This window comes from Micromonospora aridisoli, assembly GCF_056150025.1.
The window spans coordinates 195,375-220,793 of sequence record NZ_JAXCFK010000008.1 but is presented as its reverse complement, the minus strand read 5'-3'; the positions used below and the strand labels follow the sequence as shown (position 1 = coordinate 220,793).

Annotated in this window: 24 protein-coding genes; 14 read left to right on the top strand and 10 right to left on the bottom strand. The window is 72.2% G+C overall.

Going from position 1 to position 25,419, the window contains the following annotated elements; translation table 11 throughout:
* Position 1: 1 nt before the first annotated feature.
* Both SM447_RS18740 and SM447_RS18735 read right to left on the bottom strand, forming a co-directional pair.
* Positions 2 to 1,417 carry an alpha,alpha-trehalose-phosphate synthase (UDP-forming) gene (locus tag SM447_RS18740; RefSeq protein WP_474574108.1) on the bottom strand — a complete coding sequence of 472 codons (1,416 nt, stop codon included), beginning with the start codon at positions 1,415 to 1,417 and terminating at the stop codon, positions 2 to 4.
* A gap of 213 nt (positions 1,418 to 1,630) precedes the next feature.
* On the bottom strand, positions 1,631 to 2,479 hold the full coding sequence (locus tag SM447_RS18735; protein WP_474574107.1) for a DUF308 domain-containing protein: 849 nt from the start codon (positions 2,477 to 2,479) through the stop codon (positions 1,631 to 1,633).
* 535 nt (positions 2,480 to 3,014) lie between these two features.
* Between SM447_RS18735 and SM447_RS18730 the strand changes: the two genes are divergently transcribed.
* Complete coding sequence (locus tag SM447_RS18730) at positions 3,015 to 3,716, top strand: lysophospholipid acyltransferase family protein (protein ID WP_474574106.1); 702 nt, start codon at positions 3,015 to 3,017, stop codon at positions 3,714 to 3,716.
* Between the two features lie 10 nt (positions 3,717 to 3,726).
* Here the strand turns inward: SM447_RS18730 and SM447_RS18725 are convergent, their stop codons facing one another.
* Positions 3,727 to 7,290 carry an ATP-binding protein gene (locus tag SM447_RS18725; RefSeq protein ID WP_474574105.1) on the bottom strand — a complete coding sequence of 1,188 codons (3,564 nt, stop codon included), beginning with the start codon at positions 7,288 to 7,290 and terminating at the stop codon, positions 3,727 to 3,729.
* 167 nt (positions 7,291 to 7,457) lie between these two features.
* Between SM447_RS18725 and SM447_RS18720 the strand changes: the two genes are divergently transcribed.
* Entirely contained in the window at positions 7,458 to 7,667 is a 210-nt protein-coding gene (locus SM447_RS18720) for a hypothetical protein (protein WP_474574104.1), read from the top strand.
* A 107-nt stretch (positions 7,668 to 7,774) separates the two neighbouring features.
* On the opposite strand, the gene SM447_RS18715 is transcribed toward SM447_RS18720, so the two are convergent.
* Complete coding sequence (locus SM447_RS18715; protein WP_093401197.1) at positions 7,775 to 8,467, bottom strand: Crp/Fnr family transcriptional regulator; 693 nt, start codon at positions 8,465 to 8,467, stop codon at positions 7,775 to 7,777.
* Between the two features lie 262 nt (positions 8,468 to 8,729).
* On the opposite strand from SM447_RS18715, the gene SM447_RS18710 reads away from it, so the two are divergent.
* From SM447_RS18710 to SM447_RS18680, 7 genes are all read left to right on the top strand, one after another.
* Positions 8,730 to 9,227: a polyadenylate-specific 3'-exoribonuclease AS gene (locus tag SM447_RS18710; protein WP_474574103.1), complete on the top strand. Its 498-nt coding sequence runs from the start codon at positions 8,730 to 8,732 to the stop codon at positions 9,225 to 9,227.
* 79 nt (positions 9,228 to 9,306) lie between these two features.
* Positions 9,307 to 9,825 carry a pyridoxamine 5'-phosphate oxidase family protein gene (locus SM447_RS18705; RefSeq protein WP_474574102.1) on the top strand — a complete coding sequence of 173 codons (519 nt, stop codon included), beginning with the start codon at positions 9,307 to 9,309 and terminating at the stop codon, positions 9,823 to 9,825.
* Between the two features lie 156 nt (positions 9,826 to 9,981).
* Positions 9,982 to 11,010: a 6-phosphofructokinase gene (locus SM447_RS18700; protein ID WP_474574101.1), complete on the top strand. Its 1,029-nt coding sequence runs from the start codon at positions 9,982 to 9,984 to the stop codon at positions 11,008 to 11,010.
* A gap of 82 nt (positions 11,011 to 11,092) precedes the next feature.
* The gene (gene proC / locus SM447_RS18695; RefSeq protein ID WP_474574100.1) at positions 11,093 to 11,899 is read left to right on the top strand and encodes a pyrroline-5-carboxylate reductase; all 807 of its coding nucleotides are present in this window, start codon (positions 11,093 to 11,095) and stop codon (positions 11,897 to 11,899) included.
* A 166-nt stretch (positions 11,900 to 12,065) separates the two neighbouring features.
* The gene (locus tag SM447_RS18690) at positions 12,066 to 12,416 is read left to right on the top strand and encodes a DUF2203 domain-containing protein (RefSeq protein WP_204007960.1); all 351 of its coding nucleotides are present in this window, start codon (positions 12,066 to 12,068) and stop codon (positions 12,414 to 12,416) included.
* 50 nt (positions 12,417 to 12,466) lie between these two features.
* On the top strand, positions 12,467 to 12,955 hold the full coding sequence (locus SM447_RS18685) for a GNAT family N-acetyltransferase (RefSeq protein ID WP_474574099.1): 489 nt from the start codon (positions 12,467 to 12,469) through the stop codon (positions 12,953 to 12,955).
* A complete protein-coding gene (locus SM447_RS18680; protein WP_474574098.1) occupies positions 12,955 to 13,515 on the top strand; it encodes a GNAT family N-acetyltransferase in 561 nt (186 codons plus the stop codon). Before SM447_RS18685 ends, SM447_RS18680 begins: the two co-directional genes overlap by 1 nt.
* A gap of 85 nt (positions 13,516 to 13,600) precedes the next feature.
* Here the strand turns inward: SM447_RS18680 and SM447_RS18675 are convergent, their stop codons facing one another.
* Both SM447_RS18675 and SM447_RS18670 read right to left on the bottom strand, forming a co-directional pair.
* Complete coding sequence (locus SM447_RS18675; RefSeq protein WP_474574097.1) at positions 13,601 to 14,272, bottom strand: NADPH-dependent F420 reductase; 672 nt, start codon at positions 14,270 to 14,272, stop codon at positions 13,601 to 13,603.
* A 155-nt stretch (positions 14,273 to 14,427) separates the two neighbouring features.
* Positions 14,428 to 14,916 (bottom strand): glutathione peroxidase, encoded by a 489-nt coding sequence (locus SM447_RS18670; protein ID WP_474574096.1) that lies wholly within the window; start codon positions 14,914 to 14,916, stop codon positions 14,428 to 14,430.
* A gap of 217 nt (positions 14,917 to 15,133) precedes the next feature.
* On the opposite strand from SM447_RS18670, the gene SM447_RS18665 reads away from it, so the two are divergent.
* The 4 genes from SM447_RS18665 to SM447_RS18650 all read left to right on the top strand — a co-directional run bounded on the left by SM447_RS18665 (position 15,134) and on the right by SM447_RS18650 (position 20,184).
* Positions 15,134 to 16,756, top strand: coding sequence for a glycosyl hydrolase family 18 protein (locus SM447_RS18665; protein ID WP_474574095.1), 1,623 nt, complete (start codon positions 15,134 to 15,136; stop codon positions 16,754 to 16,756).
* Positions 16,757 to 17,070: 314 nt separating this feature from the next.
* Positions 17,071 to 17,553 carry a hypothetical protein gene (locus tag SM447_RS18660; protein ID WP_474574229.1) on the top strand — a complete coding sequence of 161 codons (483 nt, stop codon included), beginning with the start codon at positions 17,071 to 17,073 and terminating at the stop codon, positions 17,551 to 17,553.
* A gap of 87 nt (positions 17,554 to 17,640) precedes the next feature.
* On the top strand, positions 17,641 to 19,047 hold the full coding sequence (locus SM447_RS18655) for a class II 3-deoxy-7-phosphoheptulonate synthase (RefSeq protein ID WP_474574094.1): 1,407 nt from the start codon (positions 17,641 to 17,643) through the stop codon (positions 19,045 to 19,047).
* A 162-nt stretch (positions 19,048 to 19,209) separates the two neighbouring features.
* On the top strand, positions 19,210 to 20,184 hold the full coding sequence (locus tag SM447_RS18650) for a threonine aldolase family protein (RefSeq protein WP_474574228.1): 975 nt from the start codon (positions 19,210 to 19,212) through the stop codon (positions 20,182 to 20,184).
* Between the two features lie 114 nt (positions 20,185 to 20,298).
* Here SM447_RS18650 and SM447_RS18645 read toward each other — a convergent pair whose 3' ends face one another.
* Complete coding sequence (locus tag SM447_RS18645) at positions 20,299 to 21,171, bottom strand: deoxyribonuclease IV (protein ID WP_474574093.1); 873 nt, start codon at positions 21,169 to 21,171, stop codon at positions 20,299 to 20,301.
* Entirely contained in the window at positions 21,171 to 23,156 is a 1,986-nt protein-coding gene (gene pknB / locus SM447_RS18640) for a Stk1 family PASTA domain-containing Ser/Thr kinase (protein ID WP_474574092.1), read from the bottom strand. The genes SM447_RS18645 and pknB overlap by 1 nt, the downstream gene beginning before the upstream one ends.
* A 165-nt stretch (positions 23,157 to 23,321) precedes the next feature.
* Between pknB and SM447_RS18635 the strand changes: the two genes are divergently transcribed.
* The gene (locus SM447_RS18635; protein ID WP_474574091.1) at positions 23,322 to 23,705 is read left to right on the top strand and encodes an Rv2175c family DNA-binding protein; all 384 of its coding nucleotides are present in this window, start codon (positions 23,322 to 23,324) and stop codon (positions 23,703 to 23,705) included.
* Between the two features lie 47 nt (positions 23,706 to 23,752).
* On the opposite strand, the gene SM447_RS18630 is transcribed toward SM447_RS18635, so the two are convergent.
* Both SM447_RS18630 and SM447_RS18625 read right to left on the bottom strand, forming a co-directional pair.
* A complete protein-coding gene (locus SM447_RS18630; protein ID WP_474574090.1) occupies positions 23,753 to 24,835 on the bottom strand; it encodes a polyprenyl synthetase family protein in 1,083 nt (360 codons plus the stop codon).
* Positions 24,836 to 24,844: 9 nt separating this feature from the next.
* The gene (locus SM447_RS18625) at positions 24,845 to 25,363 is read right to left on the bottom strand and encodes a helix-turn-helix domain-containing protein (protein WP_474574089.1); all 519 of its coding nucleotides are present in this window, start codon (positions 25,361 to 25,363) and stop codon (positions 24,845 to 24,847) included.
* Positions 25,364 to 25,419 lie beyond the last annotated feature (56 nt).

Sequence of the window (25,419 nt, the reverse complement as noted above, 5' to 3'; positions counted from 1 at the left end):
GTCAGCTGCCGCCGAGCCGGGTGAGCAGCGAACCGCTCTGGTCCAAAGTGGACAGATAGGAGCGGGCCCAGGCGTGGATGTCGTGCTCGTGCAGGTGCGCGCGCATGGCCCGCATCCGGTCCCGCACGTCCGCCGGGTCGGCCCGCAACGCCGCGAGCAGGCCCTGCTTGAGCCCCTCAAGGTCGTGCGGATTGACCAGATAGGCCTGCGGCAGCTCGGCGGCGGCCCCGGCGAACTCGCTGAGCAGCAGCGCGCCGGTGTCGTCGACCCGGGCGGCGACGTACTCCTTGGCGACCAGGTTCATGCCGTCGCGTAGCGGGGTCACCGCCATCACGTCCGCGACCCGGTAGAGCGCGGCCAGTTCGGCGCGGTCGAAGGGCTGGGTCAGGTAGTGGATCGCGGGTTCGCCCACGCGGCCGAACTCGCCGTTGATCCGCCCGACCTCCCGCTCGACCCGGTCCCGGAGGATCTGGTACTGGCTGACCCGCTCCCGGCTGGGCACCGCCACCTGCACCAGCACCGTGTCGTGGACCTTCACGTGGCCGCCGGCGAGCAACTCGCTGTAGGCCTTGAGCCGGTGCTCGATGCCCTTGGTGTAGTCCATCCGGTCGACGCTGAGGATGACCTGGTCGGGGCTGCCCAGGTCGTGGCGTAACCGGCGGGCCCGATCGGCAACGTCGGGGCGGTCGGCCAGCGCGGCCATCTCCACGGTGTCGATCGACACCGGAAACGCGCCGATGCGCACCACCCGGTCCTCGATCCCGATCCGCCGGTCGGTGGCCGGCAGGTCCAGCACCTTCGTCACCAGCTGAGCGAAGTTGTGCGCGGCCTGGGCGCGCTGGAAGCCGACCAGGTCGGCGCCGAGCATCCCGCGCAGCAGCTCGGCCCGCCGGGGCAGCTGCATGAACAGCTCCGGCGGCGGGAACGGCACGTGCAGGAAGAAGCCGATGCGCAGATCGGGCCGCAGGGCGCGGAGCAAACCCGGCACCAGTTGCAGGTGGTAGTCCTGTACCCAGACCACCGCGCCTTCCTCGGCGGCCTGCGCGGTGGCTTCGGCGAACCGCTGGTTGACCCGTTGGTACGCGTCCCACCAGCGCCGATGATGCTGCGGCTGCTCTACCGCGTCGTGATAGATCGGCCATAGCGTGGCGTTGGCGAAGCCCTCGTAGTGGTCGCGCAGGTCGTCCTCGGTCAGTGCCACGGACTTCATCCGCACCCCGTCGATGTCGGGCAGGGCGGGTGCGGGGCCGGTCCCGCCGGCCCAGCCGACCCAGGTCGCGGGAGTGTGCCGCAGCAGAGGGTGCAGCGCGCTGACCAGCCCGCCGGGGCTGCGGCGCCACTCGCAGGCACCGTCGGGCGCCACGCTGTCGTCGATGGGTAGGCGGTTGGCCACCACCACGAGGGAGCTCTGTCGCATCTCGGGCATTCCGATCAGCAGGGGTGTGACCGCCACGAGGAAGGAACAACCGGGCAGTCGGCGGGGGATGTGACGTACTGCGGTATTCCTACTGACAGTAAGTTACACCACTGTTACGCACCTCGGCGCGGGCGGTAGCCGTCCCGGTATCCGGGCGGCTACCCTGCGCGGTGGCTCAGGGTCCGGTGGGCGTCCGCGTCCCCGGGCCGGCCGTCACACCACGGCGCCGTCGTCGGGGTCGCGGTCGTCGGCGTCGCCGGGGCGCAGCCGCCACACCAGCGTGACGAAACCGGCGAGGATGCCGGTGAAGCCGAGCAGCGTCACGATGCCCTGATCGGCGGGGAGCAGGTCGGGGAAGAGGAAGAGCACGAAGCCGAGCACCACGGCGAGGACCCCGGCCAGCGCGAACTTCGACACCCGGGGCAGCGGCGGAGGCGGCGGCGGTACGTAGCGCTCGTCGGCGTCCGGGTCGTCGGGCAGATCCGCGCCGAAGGTGTCCAGGCCGTCCAGCAGTGACGGGCCTTCCCCGTCCCGGGGACCACGCCCCACGGTGACGCCGGAGATGTCGGCTGCGTACGGCAGTCGGCGTACGTCCGTGGCGGTCGGCCCGGGCTCCTCGCCGCCCGGCCGGGTGGCGGTGGTGGTGCCACCGCCCCGCCCGGCCGGATCGTCCACGTTCTCGGCGGCGGGCCACGGGTGGTCGCCGGTGTCCGGCGGGTTGTGGAAGCCGGCGACGATCCGCTCCCACTCGGCGTCGATGTCCGGTTCCTCGCCGGAGCGGGGGGCACCGGACTCGTCGGCGAGTTGACTGAGGTAGTCGCGGGCGGTGCTCAGGTGCGACCGGTCCACGTAGAGCCGGTCCACCGGTCGGGGCGGCACGGTCGTGGTGCGGGTGACCGGGTTGAGGTCGGCCGACGGTTGCAGGTAGGCGGCGATCCCTCCGGCGGCCAGCACATCGAGCAGGTGCTCGCCGACGCGCGGGTCGACGTCGCCAGCGATGGCGTACTCGCTCGCGTCGAGCCCGTTGTCCCGCCGTCCCCGGCGGGCCCCACCCGCTGACACCGGACATCCTCCTCATCGCGCCACCGGCGCGCCCCGCAGCCCCTCGACGCGCCCCCGCACGCCCCGTGCCCTGAATCGTGACACGTCGAGGGTGGGTTCGGGGAGTGCCTTGTGGCGCGGCGTACGGCCGGCGTCGACCGACCGCTGGTTGCGCCCGGACCCTTTGCGCCCGCATGTCACCCGGTGGGCGACCGTGGGTGACGGCCACCCTCCGTGTCGAACGACGCTCCGGCACCGCATGCCATACCGACGCTTTGCTCTGCTTCAACGGACGCAACGGGTCCTGACCAGGCGCGGCAACATGGGCAACGTTGGGTTCCGCGCGACGACCGACACGGACAGTGACCCATGCGTGGATTGAAGCAGAGCAAAGCGTGGCGTGGGGGACGTGCTGGCGTGAGTCGATCCGCACTCAACGTGACGGTGATTTCGGCCCGGGCGTCCGTTGCCGCGGCCGGCCGGCGGTTCGTAGGCTCGTGACAGATCACCGACCCGGTACGGGCCGCGGTGACCAGAACCTGGGGAAGGGACGCCGGTGCTGTACTGGCTGCTGAAGTACGTCATCCTCGGCCCGCTGCTGAGGCTGATCTTCCGGCCGCAGGTGGAGGGCCTGCACCACGTACCGGCCACCGGCCCGGTCATCCTGGCCAGCAACCACCTATCCTTCTCCGACTCGATCTTCACGCCGCTGATCGTGCCCCGGAAGGTCACCTTCGTCGCCAAGGCCGAGTACTTCACCGGCAAGGGGATCAAGGGCTGGCTGACCAAGATGTTCTTCACCGGCACCGGCACCATCCCGGTGGATCGCTCCGGCGGCCGGGCCGCCCGCGCCGCGCTGGACACCCAGCTGAAGGTGCTGCGGGCCGGGGGCATCGCCGGCATCTACCCGGAGGGCACCCGATCGCCCGACGGGCGGCTCTACCGGGGCAAGACCGGGGTGGCCCGGCTGGCACTGGAGAGCGGCGCTCCGGTCGTGCCGGTGGTGATGCTCAACCTGGACGAGATCCAGCCGCCCGGCCAGCTCATCCCGAAGCTGGCGCGGGTCCGGATCCGGTTCGGTCCGCCACTGGACTTCTCCCGGTACGCCGGTCTGGCCGGTGACCGGTTCGTCGAGCGCGCGGTCACCGACGAGATCATGTACGAGTTGATGGAACTCTCCGGCCGCGAGTACGTCGACGTCTACGCCCAGAAGCTCAAGACGCAGCCCGCGCCACCCGCCACGCCCGTCGCCGCCTGACCGCAGCGCTTCAGGAGGCGAGGGTCCGTGCGGCGCCGGCGGGCGGGTGAGCGAGGGCGAGCAGTCCCGGGGCGGCGTTGCGGTGGGCGAAGGCCCGCAGCTCGGCCAGAGACGCGCCGGCCGCGGCGTGGTCGTCGCCGGCCGCCATCTCGCGCACCGCGAAGGTCAGCGCCAGCATCCGGTCGGTGACGTCGGGTATGCCGGCGTAGATCTCGGCGGCGGCCAGGTGCAGCTCGGCGGCGTGCCGGTGGTCGCCGTCGGCTCCGGCCAGCGCGCCGGTCACGGTTCGCAGCGCCGCCTCGGACCAGGGCGTACGGTGGCCGACCTGGTCGAGCATGGCGCGTACCCGGGCCGCGGGCTTACGCCCGGCGAGGCTGGCCGCCCAACCGGCTGCGGCGATCCACTCGCCGCTGGCCAGCGCGGGCACCGCCGCCCACGACCCGGCCAGCTCTTCGACCAGCGCGGTGGCCTCGTCGAGACGCCCCTGCACCGCCCGGCACAGCGCACCCATCGCCAGCATCGTCCAGTGCAGCCGGTGGAAGCCGCTGCGCCGTGCGGTGTCCAGCGCGGCGGCCACGTCGTCGCGCGGCGGCGTCCCGTCGGTCGACGCATCGAGGGCTGGGCCCGGCGGCACCGGCTGGCCGCGCAGCACCAGCAGGCACGATCGCAGGCCGCGCACCTGCATGTCCCAGCTGCCGGTCGGGGTGTCCACGAACGCCTCGGCGGCGGCGAGCAACCGACCGAAGTCCCCTTCGAACCAGGCCCGCATCGCCTCGCTGGAGTAGCTGGTGGTCAGCGTCTGCCCGCTCGCGGTGCGGGCCGGCACGGCCGAGAGCAGGGCGTCGGAACGGACCCAGTCGCCCTCCTCGCAGACGGCGTAGGCCAGATTCTGGGTGGCCCGGGGCAGCGCGAGCAGCTGACCGGCCCGACTGAACTCGACGATCGCGTACAACTCGTCGAGTCCGGCCCGGTCGCCGGCCTGATACCGGGCGGTGGCCGCGGTGATCCGGGCGTTGGTGCGGATCTCGGTCAACCCCAACCGCTCGCCGATCTCCGCCGCCGTGTCGGCCGCCGCCACCGCCGGGTCCCGCTCGTAGTTGAGCATGTGCAGCCGACCCAGTTCGGCGAAGGCGTCGGCCTTCTGCGCGCTGTCCGGCAGCGGCTCGAACAGCCGTACCGCCCGGTCCAGGCAGGCCAACGCCGCCGGCCGGTCGGCTCGCAGCCACGCCGCCTGTCCGAGCAGCGTCCAGGCCCGCGCCGCGCACGCCTCGTCGCCGTACGCGAGCAGCCGGTCGGCCAGCGCCTGCACCTGATCGGACCCGCCGCCGGAGAGGAAGGCGTTGCCGTCGCGGTGGAACGAGACTTCGGTACTGAGCAGCTCCAGTTGGAGCCGGCCAACCGGGTCGGAGTCGTCGGCCAGGCCGAGGGCCCGCGCGGCGTGGCTGGCGGCGGCGTCCAGCGCGTGCAGCGCGTACGCCCGGCGCGCCGCGCGGTGCAGCGCGGCCCGCGCCGGACCGGCGTAGCGGCGGGTCTCCATGCCCAGCGAGCGAGCGATCTCGTGCGCCGCCCAGCGGTGGTGGGCCAGCACCTCGGCCAGATCGGTGTCCCGGCTCTGCGACAGCGTGTCCAGCCAGTCGGCGGCGCGTTCGTGCCGGGCCACCCGCTCGGTGCGGGGCAACCGCTGATAACAGACGTCGCGGACCAGGACGTGCCGGAACCGGTACTCCGGCTGACCGGCCATCGTGGAGGCGGCCTGCTCGTGGACGAAGTCCCGCTGCTCCAGTCGGCGCAGGGCACGCTCGACGGACTCGACCGGCTGCCCGAGCGCGGCGGCCACCGCGCCGGGCCAGAACTGCACCCCGACCACCGCGGCGGCCAGCAGCACCGCCCGGTCCTTCGCGTCGAGCAGGTCGACCCGGTTGGCGATGACCGCGTGCACGCTCTCCGGCATCGGCAGGTCCAGGCGCTTCTCCAGCGACCAGCCGCGTCCGGACTGCCGCAGCGTGCCCTGCTCGATCAGCATCCGGACGTACTCGTGGGCATAGAGCGGATTGCCGCCGGCCACCTCGACCAGCGGGGTCAACAGATCGGCGGAGAACGCGGCCTGGCCGAACATGTGCGCGTACAGCGCGGCGATGCCGGTGTCCCGCAGCGGCGGCAGGGTGATGGTCACCGAGCCGGTGATGGTCCCCGCCCAGCTCGGATCCCGGTCGACCAGCTCGGGGCGGGCGGTGCACAGCAGCAGCAGCGGTACGTCCCGGGCCGCGGCGCCGAGCAGCTCCACGAAGCGCAGCATCGCGTCGTCGGCCCAGTGCAGGTCCTCGAAGACCAGCACGGTGGGGCGGCGGGCCGCGAGCGCCAGCAGAAACCGTCGCCATGCCGACTCCGCCTCCTCCGCCGGCAGCGGGTTACCGGCCAGGCCGACCAGCGGACGCAGCGCGTCGGCGACCCGGTCCCGCCCGGCGACGCCGACCAGCTCGCCGACGGCGGCGGCGAGTCGTTGCGCGGCGCTGGAGGCCGGGTCGGTGTCGAGGATGCCCGCCTCGGCCTTGACGATGTCGGCCAGCGCGGCGAACGTGACGTTCTCGCCGAACGGCGGGCATCGGCCGGTCCGCCAGGTCAGCGGCTCGTCGACCAGCCGTTCGGTGTGCCGGTGCAGCTCGCGGAGCAGCCGACTCTTGCCGATGCCGGCGCGCCCGAAGACGGTCACCACCTGGGGCCGGCGGTCGCGCAGGCTGCGATGCAGGGCGTTGACCAGCATGCCCAGCTCATGTTCGCGGTCGATCAGCGGGGTGGTGTCCGGTTCCCGGTCGGTGGGTTGTTGACGCACCGCGGACCGGGCCAGCCACACCTCGGTCGGCGCAGACCGCCCCCGCAGGGTGACCGGGGGCTGCTCGTCGTACCGGATGGTGTCCCGGGTCAACGCGTGCGTGGCGCCGTCGACCAGCACCCCGCCGGGGGGTGCCGCCGACTGCAACCGGCTGGCGGTGTTGACCACGTCGCCGGCGACGATCGCCTGCCCACCGTCGCGGGCGGCGGCCACGTCGACCAGGGCCTCCCCGGTCGCCACCCCGACCCGGAAACGCAGCCCGTCGGTGCCGGTGGGGGTGAACCGGGTGAGCACCCGCTGCAGCTCCAATCCGGCCCGCACGCACCGTAACGCGTCGGTCTCGGTGGCCACCGGCGCGCCGAACAGTGCCATCACCGCGTCGCCGATGTATTTCTCGACCACCCCGCCGTACTGGCCGACCACCCGTCGGGCCGCCGAGAAGAAGCCGGTCTGCATGCCGCGGACCAGCTCCGGATCGGCCCGCTCGACGTACGGGGTGAAGTCGATCAGATCGACGAAGAGCACACTGACCCGGCGGCGATCCTCCTGGTTGATGGTCACCGGCCGGTCGGTGCCCGCGCGTGGTGCGCCGCAGGAGGTGCAGAAGGCGACGTCGGGGGCGAGCGGGCGCAGGCAGTGCGGGCAGACGGCACCGAGTTCCGCGCCGCAGCCACCGCAGAAGCGGTCACCCTCGGCGGCGGTACGTCCACACCGGTCACACTGCGCGGCGATGACATCCTCCACTGGCAGGCCCCCGACGCCCCGGGGCGCAGCATCGAGTATCGCCGCCCGAGGCACTGTCGGGTACCGGGCTGTTGGCTTGTGGACATTCAGCCGGGCAGCTCACCACGCTTCGGAACGGCTAGATTCAGGCAGCCGATTCGTCGACCGCTGATCAGGGGGACAGCTCCATGGTGTACGTGATGTTGAAGAGTGACTGGACCGACGGCAACGGGGTCACCCACTCCGCCGGAGACTCGGTGGACGTGGACGCCGCCACCCTCGCTCAGCTCCAGGCGCAGGGAATCGTCGGCGAGGTGCCCGGCAGCGGCAAGGACGGTACCGACTGGGTCGGACCGGGCGGCACGGACTGGGTCGGGCCGGGCAGCACCAAGCCCTGACCAGGTGGACGGTGGCGGGGCCGGGACGAGCGTCCCGGCCCCGCTCGTACGTTGCGTCCTTCGTCCGGTGAAGCCCGCCGTGCCGGCGCGGCGGCACCGGCCCCGGTTCAGCGCTCGTTCATGCCGGCGCGGCGGCGCAGCGCCGGTACGTCGGTGACCACGATCCGCCGACCCTCTGTCCGCAGCCATCCGCGGTTGGCGAACGAGCCGATCGCCTGGTTGACGCTCTGCCGGGAACCGCCGGCCATCTCGGCGAGCTGGCTCTGGTTCAGCTCGATGGTGATCATCGGGGCCTGGCTCTCCCCGGCGAGCCGGACCAGGGTCTTGGCCACCCGGCCGGGCAGGTCGAGGAAGACGTGGTCGGCGTTCTGCTCGGTCAGCCGGCGGATCAGGGCGCCGAGGGAGCGCATCACCGCGTCGAGGATGCGCGCGTTCGAGTGGACCAGCTCCATGAACGCCGGCCGGGACAACGCCAGCGCGGCGGTGTCCTCGATCGCCTCGGCCGAGGTCGACCGGGTCGAGGCGTCCAACAGGGAGACCTCGCCGAGCACGTCCGGCGGTCGCATCACGGTCAGGATCGCCCGCTCACCGGTGGGCGCGGTCCGGAACACGGCCACCGCGCCCCGACGCAGGATGATCAGCGACTCGCCGGGGTCGTTCTCCACGAACAGCAGCTGACCCTTGCGGTACGTCCGGGGCACCGCCGCGGCGACCACCCGCTGACGCACCTCCGGCTCCAGCCCGGCGAACATGTCCACGCCGGTGAGCGCGTCGCCCGGCTCCGGCAGGCGCATCTCCACGGCCCCACCCCTCCCCGGTCAAGGACCCCAACTCGCTCACCGGGTGAGCCTGGCGGCCCTGACGAGGTGATCCGACACCCGTTCGGCGTCCGGCAGCGGTAACACATCAGATCATGACGGTCCGGTCGCGTGCTGTACACCCCTCAAATCACTTCCGTGACCGGTTCGAGCTGGGCGTGTCCCCGCGGCAGTCCGTGGAAGCGCTCCCGGCGGCGCCGACCCGGGCGACGGGCCGCAGTGGCCGTCGGCGAGGATGACGGGGATGGCCTACCGCTACTTCTACGACTGCGAGTTCATCGAGGACGGCCGGACCGTCGAGCTGGTGTCGATCGGCGTCGTCGACGAGCACGGCCGCGAGTTCTACGCGGTCTCCACCGAGTTCGACGCCTCCCGGGCGGTGCCCTGGGTCCGCCGCAACGTGCTCGACAAGCTGCCCTCCCCGGCCGACCCGTCCTGGCGGTCCCGGGAACGCATCCGGGACGAGCTGTACGACTTCCTCGTCGAGCCGATCCGGGGACGGCCCGGCGAGGAACTGGAGCTGTGGGCCTGGTACGCCGCGTACGACCATGTGGTGCTGGCGCAGCTGTGGGGCGCGATGCCCGCGCTGCCCCGGGAGATCCCCCGGTACACCAAGGAACTGCGGCAGCTGTGGGACGACCGGGGGCGGCCACCACTGCCCAACGCCGCCGCGGCCCGGCACGACGCGCTGGTCGACGCCCGGCACAACCTGGCCCGGTGGCGGGCGATGACCGGTTCGTGAGATCCGGTATTTCGGTGGTTTGACCCGTGCTGTCCCGGGCACCGCATTCGCCGATGGGCCGAGGCTAGGGAGTGCCGGCGTGAAGAGGGGGCAGGGGAGTACCGGAGTGAACGGTGGGGCGATCGGTGGGCGACAGGCCCGGACCCGGATCACGGAACTGATCCGGGCCGCCCGGATCTGCACCCTGACCACCATCTCCCTCGACGGTCGGCTGGTGGGCCGGCCGATGACCCTCCAGCGGGCGGAGTTCGACGGGGAGCTGTGGTTCTTCGCGTACGCCGCCTCGGCGACCGTCCGCCAGCTGCGGGTCAACCCGGAGGTCGAGGTGAGCCTGGGCGACCCGGGGACACGGGTCTGGGCGTCGATCACCGGCAGCGCCCGCGACGAGCACGACCAGGGGCGCGCCGAGCGGCTGTGGCAGCCGGAGCTGGACGCCTGGTTTCCCGACGGTCCGGTGACGGCCGGTCTCACCCTGGTCGCCGTGCACGCCACCGGCGCCCGGTGCTGGGACAGCCGGGGCGGGCAGGTCGACCTGATCGGCGGCGCCACGGTCTCGGACGGTGGGCCGAACGCCGATTCCCTCAACGACGGCTACTGACCGGTAGCGGGCCGCGGTGTGCGGCGTACCGAGCGGCGACTACAGTTCGTAGGGACGGCCCGCCCCGGGCCGGCAACGGTGCCGAGGTCCGCGCTGACACATATCCTGGGGCTTGATCGGGCTTGACCAGATGCTCCCCAGGAGGATGAGCAGATCATGCGTATCGGCGTGCTCACCGGCGGCGGCGACTGCCCGGGTCTCAACGCGGTCATCCGGGCGGTGGTCCGTAAGGGCGTCGCCACTTACGGTCACGAGTTCGTGGGTTTCCGCGACGGCTGGAAGGGCCCGCTGGAAGGGCTGTCCCGCCCGCTGGGAATCGCGGAGGTCCGCGGCATCCTGCCCCGTGGCGGCACGATCCTCGGTTCCTCCCGGACCAACCCGTTCAAGATTGAGAACGGCGTCGAGCGGATCAAGGACAACCTGGCCGCGCAGGGCGTCGACGCGCTCATCGCCATCGGCGGCGAGGACACCCTCGGCGTCGCGACCAAGCTGCACGAGTTGGGCGTCCACGTCATCGGCGTGCCCAAGACGATCGACAACGACCTGGGCGCCACCGACTACACCTTCGGCTTCGACACCGCGGTGAACATCGCCATGGAGGCGATCGACCGGCTGCACACCACCGCCGAGAGCCACCACCGCACCCTGGTGGTCGAGGTGATGGGTCGGCACGCCGGCTGGATCGCCCTGCACGCCGGTCTGGCCGGCGGCGCCAACGTGATCCTGCTGCCCGAGCGGCAGTTCGACGTCGAGCAGGTCGCCGGCTACGTCGAGAAGCGCTTCCAGCACCAGTACGCCCCCATCGTGGTGGTCGCCGAGGGCGCCCAGCCGCTGGAGGGCCAGATGGTCCTGCAGAACCAGGAGCTGGACGCGTTCGGTCACGTCCGGCTCGGTGGCATCGGCCAGTGGCTGGCCGAGCAGCTGGAGGCCAAGACCGGCAAGGAGGCCCGCACGGTCGTGCTCGGGCACATCCAGCGCGGTGGCACCCCGACCGCGTTCGACCGGGTGCTCGCCACCCGGCTCGGCCTTCAGGCGATCGACGCGGCGCACGAGGGTGACTGGGGCAAGATGGTTGCGATGCAGAGCACCGACATCGTCCGCGTCCCGCTCGCCGACGCCACCGCCGAGCTGAAGACCGTGCCGCTGGAGCGGTACGCCGAGGCCGAGGTCTTCTTCGGCAGCTGATCGTCGTTCCGGCGTCGCGGCCGGCCCGCCGGGGCCGCCGTGACGCCGGACCACCAAGGGGGTACGTCAGGTGTCAGCCGGGGTGCGGACCGTAGCGGTGATCGGTGCGGGCAAGATCGGCGAGCTGATGCTCTCCGGGCTGCTGCGTTCGGGCTGGCCGGTGGACCGGCTGCTCGCCACCGCCCGTCGCCCGGCCCGCGCCGAGGAACTGACCGCCCGCTACGGCGTGCGGGTGGTGGACAACCTCACCGCTGTGGACGAGGCCGAGGTGCTGGCCGTCTCGGTCAAGCCGCAGGACGCCGCCGCGCTGCTGGACGAGATCGGGCCCAAGGTGCCGACCGGCAAACTGCTGATCTCGCTCTGCGCCGGCCTGCCGAGCAGCTTCTTCAGCCGCCGACTGCCCGAGGGCACGCCGGTGGTGCGGGTCATGACCAACACCCCGGCCCTGGTCGACCAGGCGATGACCGCGATCTCGGCTGGCGCGCACGCCACCGGCGAGCACCTGGCCCTGGCCGAGGAGATGTTCAAGCCGCTGGGCGCGACTATCCGGGTGCCGGAGACCCAGCAGGACGCGGTGACCGCCCTCTCCGGCTCCGGTCCGGCCTACTTCTACCTGCTGGTCGAGGCGATGACCGACGCCGGCATCCTGCTCGGCCTGCCCCGCCAGGTGGCGCACGACCTGATCGTGCAGACCGCGATCGGGTCGGCGGTGATGCTGCGCGACTCCGGTGAGCATCCCGTGAAGCTCCGCGAGGCGGTCACCTCGCCCGCCGGCACCACCATCTCCGCCGTCCGCGAGCTGGAGAACCACGGCGTACGCGCAGCCCTGTTGGCCGCCCTCGAGGCCGCCCGCGACCGCGCCCGCGAACTAGCCGCCCAAGCCGAGTAACCCGCCCCACCCCCACCCCCACCCCAGCGTTGATCATGAGGTTAGCGGCAGTCTTCGATCTCTGAAACGCCGCTAACGTCATGATCAACGGGAGCGGGCGCATTTCGGTGTGGGCGGAGGGTGGTGTGGGGGTCGTGGGCAGGGCGGGGTGGCGCATACTGGCGCGGTGTTCACTCTCGCCCAGGCCCGGCACCTGGTAGCCACCCTGCATCCGCGGATCGACGAGCTGATCCGGGTCCGCGCCGACCTGGCCGAGTTGCAGGCCGACCTGGCCGGCCACGGGCTCAGCGCACTCGGCGGCCGGGCCGAGGTCAAGGGCCTGGAGGCTCGCCTGTACGCGGTCCTCGACGAGATCCAGCAGCACGGCATCGAGGTCAAGAGCGTGGCACCCGTACTGCTCGACTTCCCCGGCGAACGCGAGGGCCGGCAGGTGCTCTGGTGCTGGCTGGAGGGCGACACCGACGTCCGCTGGTACCACCGCGCCGACTGCGGTTTCGCCGGCCGCCGCCCCATCTGACGCCCTGCCCCGGAAGATCGGCGGACGACACGATCTCCTAGTCTTTGCCGGTGAGCGGGGTGCGGCGGGCGAATGTGGACGATGCCCGGGAACTGGTGCGGTTGCGGGCGGTCATGTTGGGCGCGATGAACGGTGCCCCGCCGGAGCCCGGCGAGTGGCAGCACGTCGCCCTGCGTACGTTGCGGCGACAGCTGCCGGACCCGGAGGCCGACCTGGCCGCCTACGTGGTGGAAGCCCCGGGCCGACCCGGGGTGCTGGCCGCGTGCGCGGTGGGCGTGGTCGACCTGCGGCTCGGTGGGCCGGCAGACGCGAGCGACCAGCGTGGTTACGTCCTGAACGTGGTCACCGACCCCGCGTACCGCCGGCGGGGTTACTCACGGGGCTGCGTGTCGGCGCTGCTCGACTGGTTCGCCGGGCGGGGGGTGCGGACGGTCGACCTGAAGGCCAGCCCGGAGGCGGAGCCGCTTTACCGGGAGTTGGGCTTCCGCCCCACCTCGACGCCGGTCCTGCGTCGAGGCGTACCGGAAGGTGAGTGCTGATGTTCGCCCTGCCGTTGACCGGCGACGCCGAACTGCGGCCGCTGAACCCGTGGCACGCCGAGGAGTTCCTGGCCAACCTGGACCGGTCGCGGGAACACATCGCGCCGTGGGTGTCGGCGTCCTTCGTGGCCACCGATCTCGACGGGGCGCGGCACGTGCTCCAGCGCTACGCCGACCGGTGGGCCCGGGACGACGGCGGGATCTGGGGAATCTGGTCCGGCGGCACGTTGGTCGGCGGGGTGCTGCTCGTCTCGCTGAGCACCGCGACCGGGGTCTGCGAGGCGGGTTGCTGGCTGGAGCCGGCGGCCGAGGGACGTGGGCTGGCGACCCGCGCGGTCGAGCGGATCGTCGACTGGGCGCTCGTCGAGCGTGGCCTGCACCGGGTCGAGTGGCGGGTCAACGCCGGCAACGTACGCAGCATCGGCGTGGCCCGTCGGCTCGGCATGCGCCGCGACGGTGTCCTACGGGACGCGTTGCCGGGACCGCAGGGGCGCATCGACCTGGAGGTCTGGTCGGTGCTGGCACCCGAGTGGCGAGCCCGCCGTGGGGTAGCGGCCTGAGGCGGGTCGGCAGCCGTCCGGCCGGTCAGGTCAGCCGCCAGCCCGGTCGGCGGGGCCAGGTCAGCGCCGTCCTCGGCGGGTCGGGTCAGCCGGCCTTGGCCAGCGCGGAGCGTAGGACGCCGGCGCCGGCCGGGCTTTCCCGTTCCAGGTTCGTCTGATCGGCGGAGTAGATGACGCCGTAGGCGGGAGTGTCCGGCTGGAAGCGCCAGCCGTCGGCGAGCGTACCGGCGTCAACCGTGTCGTACCCGATCCGGTCGAGGAAGGCGGCGACGGTGGCCTTGGCCTCGGCGTCGTCACCGGCGATCGGCAGCGCGCTGCGGTCGGCCGCGCCGGCCGGCCGGGCCAGGGTGAGCAGGTGCTTGAAGAAGATGTTGTTGAACGCCTTCACCACCCGGGACTGCGGCAGGTGGCGTTGCAGCAGCTCGCTGCTGGTGGTGCTGCCCTCGTCCAACTCGGGGATCTGGCCGTCGCGCTGTGGGTAGTAGTTGTTCGTGTCGATGACCACCTTGCCGGCCAGCGGTTCGGCCGGCACGGACCGGTACGACTTGAACGGAATGGTGACCACCACCAGGTCGCCGGCGCGGGCCGCGGCGTCGGCGGTGCCCGCGCTGGCCTGCGGCCCGAGTTCCTCGACCAGGTCGGTCAGGGTCTCCGGCCCGCGCGAGTTGCTCAACACCACGTCGTAGCCGGCGTCCACGGCCAGCCGCGCGAGCGTCCCGCCGATGTGCCCGCTCCCGATCAACCCCACCGTCGCCATACCCACCCCTCCATCTCCACCCCGAACCTACCTCGCTCCGCCGGCCCACCCACCGGCTCGTCGATCATCAGTTGTTGTCGGTCCGAAGGTGTGTGAAAGCCAGAAAAAGGCGCGACCACAACTGCAAGATCGACGAGGCGGGGTGGGGTGGGTGGTTACGCGGGGAGGGTCTTGTCGACGGCGGTACGCAGGTCCGGATCGTCGGGCGTGACGGTGGGCGCGAAGCGGGCGGCGACGGAGCCGTCGGGGGAGACGAGGAACTTCTCGAAGTTCCAGCGGACGTCGCCGGTGTGACCGTCGGCGTCGGCGGTGTCCACCAGGGCCGCGTACAGGGGGTGACGGTCGGGACCGTTGACGTCGACCTTCTCGGTGAGCGGGAAGGTCACGCCGTAGTTGACCTGGCAGAAGTCGCTGATCTCCGCCGCGCCGCCCGGCTCCTGGCCGGCGAACTGGTTGCACGGCACGCCGAGCACGGTCAGCCCTCGGTCGGCGTACTCGTCCTGAAGGGCCTGCAGGCCGGCGTACTGCGGAGTGAGGCCGCAACGGGAGGCCACGTTCACGATCAGCAGTGCGCGCCCGCGGTACTGCGCGAGGTCGGCCGGTCCGCCGGCGAGCGCGCCGATCGGGATGTCGAAGACGGTCATGCTCCGGAGGCTACCGGCGGTCGGACGGTCCCGGGCGGGTCGGGGTGGCCCGAAGTTACCGTCCGGTACCCGGGGCGCCGCCGACGGTGACGCCGGGTGCCGGGTCGATCTGACTCTCCGCGGCTAATCGATACATGCACATCTTGACGAAGTGGTGGCGTGTGAGTAGCGTCTCCTCATCATTTTGGAAAGTTTCCTAACTGTTTGGAGACGCCACATGAAGAGATCGCTCCGCCGGGCCCTCTGGGTCGGCGCCGTGGTCGCGGTGACCGTCGCCACGGTCCCGATGGCCTCGGCGTTCGGCGCCGGAAGCGTGACCACCTCGTTCGCCCGGGTGTCCGACTGGGGGACCGGTCACGAGACGCGGGTCACCATCACCAACGGGTCGGCCGCCAGCCTCAGCACCTGGCGCATCGAGTTCGAGCTGCCGTCCGGCACCAGCATCAGCAGCTCCTGGGATGCCGACGTCACCCGCAACGGCAACCGCTATGTGGCGGTCAAGAAGAGCTGGGCCGGTGCGCTGGCTCCGGGCGCCTCCTTCAGCTGGGGCTACAACGGCACCGGTGCGTACCGGGCGCCGCTCAACTGCACCATCAACGGTGCGCCCTGCGGTGGCGGCACCACGCCCACCACGGCACCGCCCACCACGACCCCGCCCACGACCACGCCGCCCACCACCGCCCCGCCGACCACCCCGCCCCCGACCACCCCGCCCCCGAACCCGGGCGCGCAGAAGGTGGTCGGCTACTTCGCCCAGTGGGGCGTGTACGCCCGCAACTACCACGTCAAGAACATCCACACCAGCGGCTCGGCCGCGAAGCTGACGCACATCCTGTACGCCTTCGGCAACACCACGGGCGGCCGGTGCACCATCGGCGACAGCTACGCCGACTACGAGAAGGCGTACACCGCGGCGGAGAGCGTCGACGGTGTGGCCGACACCTGGGACCAGCCGCTGCGCGGCAGCTTCAACCAGCTGCGCAAGCTCAAGCGGATGTACCCGCACATCAAGGTCATCTGGTCGTTCGGTGGCTGGACCTGGTCCGGCGGCTTCACCCAGGCCGCGCAGAACCCGACCGCCTTCGCCGAGAGCTGCTACAACCTGGTCGAGGACCCGCGCTGGGCGGATGTCTTCGACGGCATCGACATCGACTGGGAGTATCCGAACGCCTGCGGTCTGACCTGTGACGCCAGTGGCCCGAACGCGTTCAAGAACGTGGCCAGCGCGCTGCGCAACCGGTTCGGCTCGAACAACCTGGTCACCGCCGCGATCACCGCGGACGGCAGCAGCGGCGGCAAGATCGACGCCACCGACTACGCCGGTGCCGCCACGCACCTGAACTGGATCATGCCGATGACGTACGACTACTTCGGCGCCTTCAACGCGCAGGGCCCCACCGCCCCGCACTCGCCGCTGTACTCGTACTCCGGCATCCCGCAGCAGGGCTTCTGGTCCGACGCGGCGATCCAGAAGCTCAAGAGCAAGGGCATCCCGGCCAACAAGCTGCTGCTCGGCATCGGCTTCTACGGCCGTGGCTGGACCGGGGTGACCCAGACCACGCCGGGCGGCACCGCGACCGGACCGGCGCCGGGCACCTACGAGCAGGGCATCGAGGACTACAAGGTGCTCAAGAACACCTGCCCGGCGACCGCCACCATCGCCGGTACGGCGTACGCCAAGTGCGGCAGCAACTGGTGGAGCTACGACACGCCGTCGACCATCGGCGGCAAGATGACGTACGCCAAGAACCAGGGCCTCGGTGGCGCCTTCTTCTGGGAGCTCTCCGGTGACACCAGCAACGGTGAGCTGATCAGCGCCATCAAGGGCGGCCTCGGCTGAGCCGACGGCCGACGCACCACCCACACGACGGGGAGGGGCCCGCACCGGCCCCTCCCCGTCCGCGTGCGTGACGTGCGTGAAAGGAAGGGCCCCTTGTTAACGCCTCCGGTATAGCAGGGGCCCCCTCTTAACAGACCGTCGACGTGCGCCGAGCCGGCCGGCCTCAGGTTGCCGAATCCGCGCCGGTCCGGTCGCGCGTGTTAACAGGGGGCCCTTCCTATACAAAAGGCGTTAATAAGGGGCCCTTCCTTGAGCCAGCGGCGGGTGTGACAGACTCGCCGCTCGACCGTTGCTCGATGTCCGCCGTCGAGGAGGTGACCATGGTCCGGCGTCCGGCGACCACCGCCGCGCTGCTGGCTGCCGTGCCGTTCGCGTTGGTCGGCTGTGGGCTCGTCGGCGACGGGGAGGCGGAGCAGCCCGGGCGGGCACCGGCCGAGGAGGCCATGCTGAAGTCCCGCGAACGCGTCCAGGCGTACCTCGACGCGATGGCGGCCAAGGACGTGGCGGCCGGCCGGAGCCAGCTCTGCGCGGTGCTGCACGAGGCGTTCGATGCGGCCGCCACCGAGCCGAACGGTGACTTCGCCGACCACTTCGAGGTGTCGAAGTCCGAGATCACCGACATCCGACCCGGCCCGGCCGGGCAGGAGGTCAGCACCGCGGTCACGGTGACCGTCGGCAAGAAGAAGGCGACCCGCCCGCTGCTGTTCACCGTCACCCGCGACGGTCTCGACTGGTGCATCTCCGACGAGCGGCCCGGGGCGAACAGCCCGGCCCCGCCCGAGGTGTCCGCGCCCTGACCTGCGCCACCGGCGCGGGTCGTCCATCTGCCGGAACCCGGCCCCTCGCCGGTCGATCTCCCAGCCGGTCGCCGTACGCTGCATGTCATGCGCCATGAGTGGCATCAGTTGAGTCATCCGGCGGTGGGCAGCCCGGTGCTGCAGACCAGCCGCCCGACCGTCGACTCCGCCGAGGACGAGGCTCTCGGCCTGGACCGCTGGCGGGAGCTGCCGCGCGCCCAGACCCCACCCTGGCCCGACGAGGCCCAGGTGGCCGAGGTCTGCAAGGTGCTCGACACCGTGCCGTCGGTGGTCGCCCCGTACGAGGTCGACCAGTTGCGCCAGCGCCTCGCGCTGGTCTGCGAGGGCAAGGCGTTCCTGCTCCAGGGCGGTGACTGCGCGGAGACCTTCGCCGACAACACCGAGAGCCACCTGCTGGCCAACGCCCGCACGCTGCTGCAGATGGCGATCGTGCTGACCTACGGTGCGTCGCTGCCGGTGGTCAAGGTGGCCCGGGTCGCGGGGCAGTACACCAAGCCGAGGTCGCTGCCGACCGACGCCCGGGGGCTGCCGGCCTACCGCGGCGACATGATCAACTCGCTGGAGGCCACGCCGGAGGCGCGGGTCGCCGACCCGCAGCGCATGATCAGGGCGTACGCCAACTCGGCCGCCGCCATGAACATGCTGCGTGCGTACCTGGCCGGTGGGCTGGCCGACCTGCACGCCGTGCACGACTGGAACAAGGGCTTCGTGCGCAACTCGCCGGCCGGCGAACGCTACGAGGCGATCGCCCGGGAGATCGACCGGGCGCTGGCGTTCATCCGTGCCTGCGGGATGACCGACGACGAGGCGTTGCGTACGGTCACCCTCTACTGCTCCCACGAGGCGCTGGCGCTGGAGTACGACCGGGCGTTGACCCGGGTCTCCGGCGGCCGGCCGTACGGGCTCTCCGGGCACTTCCTGTGGATCGGCGAGCGCACCCGGCAGATCGACGGTGCGCACATCGACTTCATCTCCCGCATCGCCAACCCGATCGGGGTCAAGCTCGGCCCCACCACCACCCCGGACCAGGCGATCGAGCTGTGCGAGAAGCTTAACCCGGACAACGTCCCCGGTCGGCTCACCCTGATCAGCCGGATGGGTAACCACAAGGTCCGCGACGCGCTGCCGCCGATCGTGGCCAAGGTGACCGCCGCCGGGGCGAAGGTGGTGTGGCAGTGCGATCCGATGCACGGCAACACCCATGAGTCCTCCAACGGCTACAAGACCCGCCACTTCGACCGGATCGTCGACGAGGTGCTGGGCTACTTCGAGGTGCACCGGGGCCTGGAGACCCACCCCGGCGGCCTGCATGTCGAGCTGACCGGCGAGGACGTCACCGAGTGCCTTGGCGGCGCCCAGGGCATCGCCGACCTCGACCTGCCCGGCCGGTACGAGACCGCCTGCGACCCCCGACTGAACACCCAGCAGTCGCTGGAGCTGGCCTTCCTCGTCGCGGAGATGCTCCGTGGCTGACGCGAGGAGTGAGCTTGCGAGCCCCGCAGTCGGCGGCCGGAGGGACGACTGTGGCTGACGCGAGGAGTGAGCTTGCGAGCCCCGCAGTCGGCGGCCGAAGGAATGACCGTGGCTGATCCGATCGACCTGCGTTCGGACACGGTGACCCGGCCGACCGCCGGGATGCGCGAGGCCATGGCTGGCGCCGAGGTGGGTGACGACGTCTACGGCGAGGATCCGACGGTCACCGCTCTGGAGGCCGAGGTCGCCGCGCTGTTCGGGCACGAGGCGGCGTTGTTCTGCCCGACCGGGTCGATGGCCAACCAGATCGCCCTGCAACTGCTGGTGCCGCCCGGCGCGGAGCTGCTCTGCGACGCCGACGCGCACGTGGTCACGTACGAGATGGGGGCTGCCGCCGCGTACGGTGGGGTCACCTCGCGGACCTGGCCTGCGGTGGGCGCCCAGCTCGACCCCGACGTGGTCGCCGGCATGGTCCGTCCCGACGGCTACTGGGCGGTGCCCACCAGGGCGATCGCGGTGGAGCAGACCCACAACCGTGGCGGCGGCGGGGTGATCGCTCTCGACACGCTGCGGGAGCTGCGTCGAGTGGCCGACGCCGGGCAGCTGGCGCTGCACTGCGACGGCGCCCGCATCTGGCACGCCCACGTCGCCGACGGGGTGCCGCTGGCCACCTACGGCGGGCTCTTCGACACCCTGTCGGTCTGCCTGTCCAAGGGGCTCGGCGCGCCGGTCGGCTCACTGGTGGTCGGTTCCGCCGACCGGTTGGAACGGGCGCGGGTGATCCGCAAGCGGATGGGTGGGGGGATGCGCCAGGCCGGCATCCTGGCCGCCGCTGGCCGTTACGCGCTGGCGCACCACGTGGACCGGCTCGCGGAGGATCACGCGAAGGCGGCCCGGCTGGCCGAGGCGATCGCTCCGTTCGGGGTGCTGGCCACCACGGTACGCACCAACATCGTGCCGCTGGACCTGAGCAAGGCTCCACTGGACGCGCCCGCGTTGGCCGCCGCCGCCCGGGCCGAGGGCGTGCTGATCTCGGTGCTCGGCCCCCGCACCGCCCGTCTGGTCACCCACCTCGACGTCACCGACGCCGAGGTCGACCACGCCGCCACCACCCTCACCCGCATCCTCCGCCACTGACCCCACCCACAGCCCTCGCGATCTTGCACTTTCGGTCGCCGTTACGCCCCTTTCGTGGCTTGTGCGGCGACAAAAAGTGCAAGATCGCGGAGCGAAGGGGGATGGCGGGGTTGGTCAGGGGAGGAGGCGGCGGAGGGTGGTGATGTCGGCGGCGTGGCCCTCGTGGCGTTCGGTGGGGGTCTCGACGAGGATCGGAACGCCGAGGGTGGCGGGGTGACGCATCAGCTCGGCGAAGGCTGGTTCGCCGATCATGCCCTTGCCGATGTTCTCGTGCCGGTCCCGGGTGGACCCGCACAGGTCCTTCGAGTCGTTCGCGTGCACCAGCCGTAGCCGGTCCGCCCCGACCGTAGCCACCAGGGCGTCCAACGTCGCGGTCATCCCGCCCTCGGCGGCCAGGTCATGCCCGGCGGCCCAGGCGTGGCAGGTGTCGAAGCAGACCCCGAGCCACGGGTGCCGGTCCACCGCGTCGAGGTACGGCCCGAGCTGCTCCACCCGGCAGGCCAACGACCGGCCGCCGCCGGCGCTCGGCTCGACCAGCAGCATCGGCCCGCCCGCGTCGGCGGCCGCGTCCAGCAGCGGCAGGAGTGCCTCGCGTACCTGCCGCATGGCCGCCTCGGTGTGCCCGGCGTCCACCGCGCTGCCGGCGTGGAAGACCACTCCGCGCGCGCCGATCGCCGCGCCCCGGCGCAGCGCGTGCGCCAGCGTCTGCGCCGACCGCTGCACCGTCGCCGCGGTCGGGGAACCGAGGTTGACCAGCAGCGACGCGTGGATGTAGGCGGAGACGCCGCGCTCGGCGCAGCCGTCCCGGAACAGCGCGTCCTGCACCGGGTCGCCGGCCGGCATCGCCCAGCCCCGGGAGTTGCCGACGTAGACCTGCGCCACCTCGGAGCCGGCCGCGTCGAGGTACGGCAGTGCCGCCTTCGCCAGCCCGCCCGAGGTGGGCGTGTGTGAACCGATCGGCCGGTGGCCGGGATCCGTGACCGACATCAGAAGCACCCGATGGTGATCTGCGTCCCCGGCGGAACCTGGGCGTTCTCGTTCGGGTTCTGGAACCGGGTGACGGCGTTCGGGTTGAACTGCACCGCCACCGGGAAGCCCTGGCTCTCCAGCACCTGCTTGGCCTGCTGGCAGGGCAGGTCGACGACCCGTGGCACGGTCACCAGCGGGGGCCCCTCGCTCACCTCCAGCCGGATCTGAGCGCCCGGCTCCACGCCGCTGCCGTCGGCCGGGCTCTGCCCGATCACCTCGTCGCGCGGCTTGTCGGACTGCTTGCGGGTCGGCTCCACCAGCACCAGGCCGAGCTGGGCGATCTGGTTACGGGCGTCGTTGAGGTTCTTGCCGACCAGGTTCGGCACCGTGATCGGGGCCCGGCCCTTGCTGAGGATGACGGTGATCTCGTCGCCCGGCTTGACCTGCTTGCCCGCCTCCGGTTTGGTGGCCACCACCACGCCCTCGGGCAGGCTGTCGTCGTACCGGGCGGTGCCCTTGACGACCTTGAGCTGGGCGCTGAGCAGGTCGGCCTCGGCCAGGTCGAACTCCTTGCCGACCACGTCCGGCAGCTCGAAGCGCTCCGGCCCGAGCGACAGGGTGAGGGTGATGGTGCCGCCCTTGAGAATCCGGGCGGACGACGCGGGACTCTGCCCCAGCACGCCGTCGCGCGGGACCTGATCGTCGTGGCGCGGCTCGGCGTAGGCCACGGTGAAGCCGGACTGGGAGGCCTGCGCCTCCGCCTCTGCCTTGGTCATGCTCACCAGCTGCGGCGCGGTGGTGTACCGACCGACCCCGAACCACCAGCCACCGAGTGCGGCCACCAGCCCGAGCACCACGACGACGGCGGCGACGGCGAGACGGTTGCCGCCCGGGCCGGTCAGTCGGGCGGCCAGCCCGGCCAGTTGGGTACGCAGATCGTTGCCGCCCGACGTCGCCCGACGTCGCCCGCGAGCGGGCCCGTCCCCCTCCGGCAGGCGGGCCCAGGTCGGCCGCTCGGGTGGGCGCACGGGCGCGACCACCATCGTCGGTTGGGACACGGCCGGGCCGTCGGGCACCGGAGAGATCCGGGCGGTGTGGCTGTTCGGGTTGCCCAGGCCGTCCCGGGCCACCTGCACCTCGGCGAGCAGCGTGCCGGCGTCGCCGGGACGGGCCGTCGGGTCGCGTCGGGTGGCGCGGGCGACCAGGTCGTCGAGCACCCGCGGCAGACTGGGCACCAGCATCGAGGGTGCGGGGACGTCCCGGTCGACGTGCTGCCAGGCGATGTCGATCGGCCGGTCACCGTCGTACGGCACCCGGCCGGTGAGCATCTCGAACAGCACGATGCCCGTCGAGTAGACGTCGGTACGGGCGTCGGCGCGGCCGTCGGTGACCAGTTCGGGGGCGACGTACGCCACGGTGGCCATCAACTGGTTGCCGCTGTCGTGGTCGGTGCTGGCCTCGACCGCCCGGGCCAGCCCGAAGTCGGTCACCTTGACCACGCTGTCGACGAGGTTGGCGGGGCCGCCGCTGGGTGCCTCGGCGACCAGCACGTTCTCCGGTTTGACGTCCCGGTGCACCAGGCCGGCCCGGTGGGCGGCGCCGATCGCGGCGAGCATCTGTTCGGTGATGGCCAGCGCCTCGTCCGGATTGAGGCGACGGCGCTCGGTCAGCACCTCACGCAGGGTGCGCCCGCGGACGTACTCCATGACCAGGTACGGCCGCCCGGCGTGGGTGCCCTGGTCGTAGACCGCCACCACGTTGGGATGGGTGAGCCGGGCGATGGTCTTGGCCTCGTCGGTGAACCGGTCGACGAAGCTGGGCTGCCCGGCCTGGCCGGTCGGCCCCTGGGTGGAGTGAATGATCTTGACGGCGACGGTGCGTTCGAGCCGCTCGTCGGTGGCGGTGTACACGGTCGCCATGCCGCCACGGGCCACGCGACCGCGAATGCGGTAGCGCCCGTCGATCAGCGAGCCAAGCAACGTGTCGGCGACCTGTGTGTCCATCAGCAGGCAGTCTATGTGTCGGGGGGACGAAGGTTGAACAGGATGCTACCGCCGGGCATCCGTCGGCGGGTCCGGCGCGCGCGTAGCGTGACGGTCGTCCCTGCTCAGGGTGGTCGTCGGCAGGTCGTTGACCGGGCCTGGGGGTGGCGTGGCAGGGTGTTGCGCGTGACCGATTCCGTACCCGCCGAGGGTGCCGCGCCCGCGGCCGGCCCCGCCGACGCGGCCGGCTGGCTGACCCTGCCGGACGTCGCCGAGCGGCTCGACCTGCCGATCAGCAAGGTGCACCAGATGATCAGGGAGCGGGAACTGATCGCGGTACGCCGCGACGGTGTCCGCCGGATCCCGGCCGATCTGGTGGCCAACCGCACCGTGCTCAAACACCTGCCGGGTGTGCTCACCCTGCTGGCCGACGCGGGCTACGACGACGAGGCCGCCCTGCGCTGGCTCTACGAGACCGACGACACGTTGGCCGGCGGTACCCCCGCCGCCGCCCTCGCCGGCGACCAGGCCCGCGAGGTCAAGCGCCGCGCTCAGGCCCTGGGCTTCTGAGAGCGGTCCGAGAAGGCGGGCGCGGCTCCTCGAACCCGTTCTGAAGCTCAGTCGGCGCGGCGGGTGGCGGCGATGGCCAGGTCCACCAGGGCCTGGCGGGCCTCGGTGTCCAGGTCGACGGCGGTGAGCGCGGCGAGCGCCGCGTCGGTCAGCGTGACGATGCGTTGCTCCGTACGGGTCAACGCGCCGGTGTCGATGATCACCTCCCGCAGTCGGGCCACCCCGGCGGCGTCCAGCTCCGCGTCGCCGAGGCCACCGAGCAGCAGCGTGCGACCGGCGTCGTCGGCCGCCTCCAGGGCCGCCGCCACCAGGTAGGTCCGCTTGCCCTCGCGCAGGTCGTCGCCGGCCGGCTTGCCCGTCTGCGCCGGGTCGCCGAAGACGCCCAGCACGTCGTCGCGCAGCTGGAAGGCCTCACCCAACGGCAACCCGTACGCCGAGTACGCGATGCGTACGTCGGCGGGAGCGTCGGCCAGCGCCGCGCCGATCAGCAGCGGCCGTTCCACGGTGTACTTGGCCGACTTGTACCGGGCGACCTTGCCGGCCCGCTCCACCGAGGTGTCGCCGGTGGCCTGGGTCAGCACGTCGAGGTACTGCCCGATGGTGACCTCGGTGCGCATCTCGTCGAAGTCCGGCCGGGCGCGGGCCACCGCCCGGGGATCGAGCCCGGCGGAGTGCAGCAGCTCGTCGGACCAGACCAGGCACAGATCTCCCAGCAGGATCGCCGCGGCGTCACCGAAGCCGTCGGGGTCGCCACCCCAGCCGGCCGAGCGGTGCCGAGCGGCGAACCGCCGGTGCACCGCCGGCTCACCCCGGCGGGTGTCCGAGCGGTCCATCAGGTCGTCGTGGATCAGCGCGCTGGCCTGCACGAACTCCAGCGCCGCGAGAGCGGTCACCACCGGATCGGTGTCCACCCCGCCGGCCCCCCGGTAGCCCCAGTAGGCGAAGGCCGGCCGCAGCCGCTTGCCGCCGCCCAGCACGAACGCCTCGATCGCCTCGGCGACCGGCACCAGCGCGTCGTCGACGTCGGTCATCCAGGTGCGACGGCCGGCGAGGAAGTCCGACAGCGCCTTGTCCACCCGCTGGCGCAGGCTGGCACGGTCGACGGGGGAGACGGGAGCAGCATGGGTCACGTCCCGACGCTAATGGGTCGGGACGCGGCGCGCCGACCCACCCGCCCTCCGGCGCGTCGTGTTCGGCGCTGCTCGCGGCCGGGTCGACCCGGCCGACCCCGCCGTCGGGGCGTCGGGCGTCGGGGCACGCCGGGTCGGGCGCGGTCGAGCCCCGCCGGGCCTGGCGGCGGGCGCGGACGCGGCGGGCCGACAGTGCGGCACCCGGCCGGTCGGCGGCGGGTCGGCCCGGACGCAGCCGGCCGGCGGCCGGTCGGTCCGGGTACAGCCGATGGGTGGCGGGTCGGTCCCGACGCAGCCGGTGGGTGGCGGGTCGACGGTGAGGACCCGGGCCAGCCAGCCGCGCCAGAACGGCCCAGGCACGCGTACCTGCCGCTCCCACCGGGAGATCTCGTGCCGGCTCAGGGTGGCCACCCCGGCGGCGGCACAGAGTTCCGTGGCGAGGCGGGACTGACTCCAGCCCCGGGCGAGTCGTGACCTGGCCACCAGCGGGCCGAGCGGCGGCCGGCCGGGTGAGGTCGGGGACATCATGGGCCTCCGGACGGGTCGGCGTGGCGGTGGTCCGACCCGCCCCGCTCGGGCAGGTG

Bases quoted from the DNA above. Each gene is read 5' to 3' on its own strand.
- SM447_RS18650 (WP_474574228.1), top strand. From the start codon at position 19,210: ATGCGCGAGGCCATGGCTGGCGCCGAGGTGGGTGACGACGTCTACGGC.
- SM447_RS18675 (WP_474574097.1), bottom strand. From the start codon at position 14,272: ATGGCGACGGTGGGGTTGATCGGGAGCGGGCACATCGGCGGGACGCTC.
- SM447_RS18740 (WP_474574108.1), bottom strand. From the start codon at position 1,417: ATGCGACAGAGCTCCCTCGTGGTGGTGGCCAACCGCCTACCCATCGAC.
- SM447_RS18670 (WP_474574096.1), bottom strand. From the start codon at position 14,916: ATGACCGTCTTCGACATCCCGATCGGCGCGCTCGCCGGCGGACCGGCC.
- SM447_RS18680 (WP_474574098.1), top strand. From the start codon at position 12,955: ATGTTCGCCCTGCCGTTGACCGGCGACGCCGAACTGCGGCCGCTGAAC.
- SM447_RS18645 (WP_474574093.1), bottom strand. From the start codon at position 21,171: ATGTCGGTCACGGATCCCGGCCACCGGCCGATCGGTTCACACACGCCC.
- SM447_RS18625 (WP_474574089.1), bottom strand. From the start codon at position 25,363: ATGATGTCCCCGACCTCACCCGGCCGGCCGCCGCTCGGCCCGCTGGTG.
- SM447_RS18710 (WP_474574103.1), top strand. From the start codon at position 8,730: ATGGCCTACCGCTACTTCTACGACTGCGAGTTCATCGAGGACGGCCGG.
- SM447_RS18700 (WP_474574101.1), top strand. From the start codon at position 9,982: ATGCGTATCGGCGTGCTCACCGGCGGCGGCGACTGCCCGGGTCTCAAC.
- SM447_RS18665 (WP_474574095.1), top strand. From the start codon at position 15,134: ATGAAGAGATCGCTCCGCCGGGCCCTCTGGGTCGGCGCCGTGGTCGCG.
- SM447_RS18720 (WP_474574104.1), top strand. From the start codon at position 7,458: ATGGTGTACGTGATGTTGAAGAGTGACTGGACCGACGGCAACGGGGTC.
- pknB (WP_474574092.1), bottom strand. From the start codon at position 23,156: ATGGACACACAGGTCGCCGACACGTTGCTTGGCTCGCTGATCGACGGG.
- SM447_RS18655 (WP_474574094.1), top strand. From the start codon at position 17,641: ATGCGCCATGAGTGGCATCAGTTGAGTCATCCGGCGGTGGGCAGCCCG.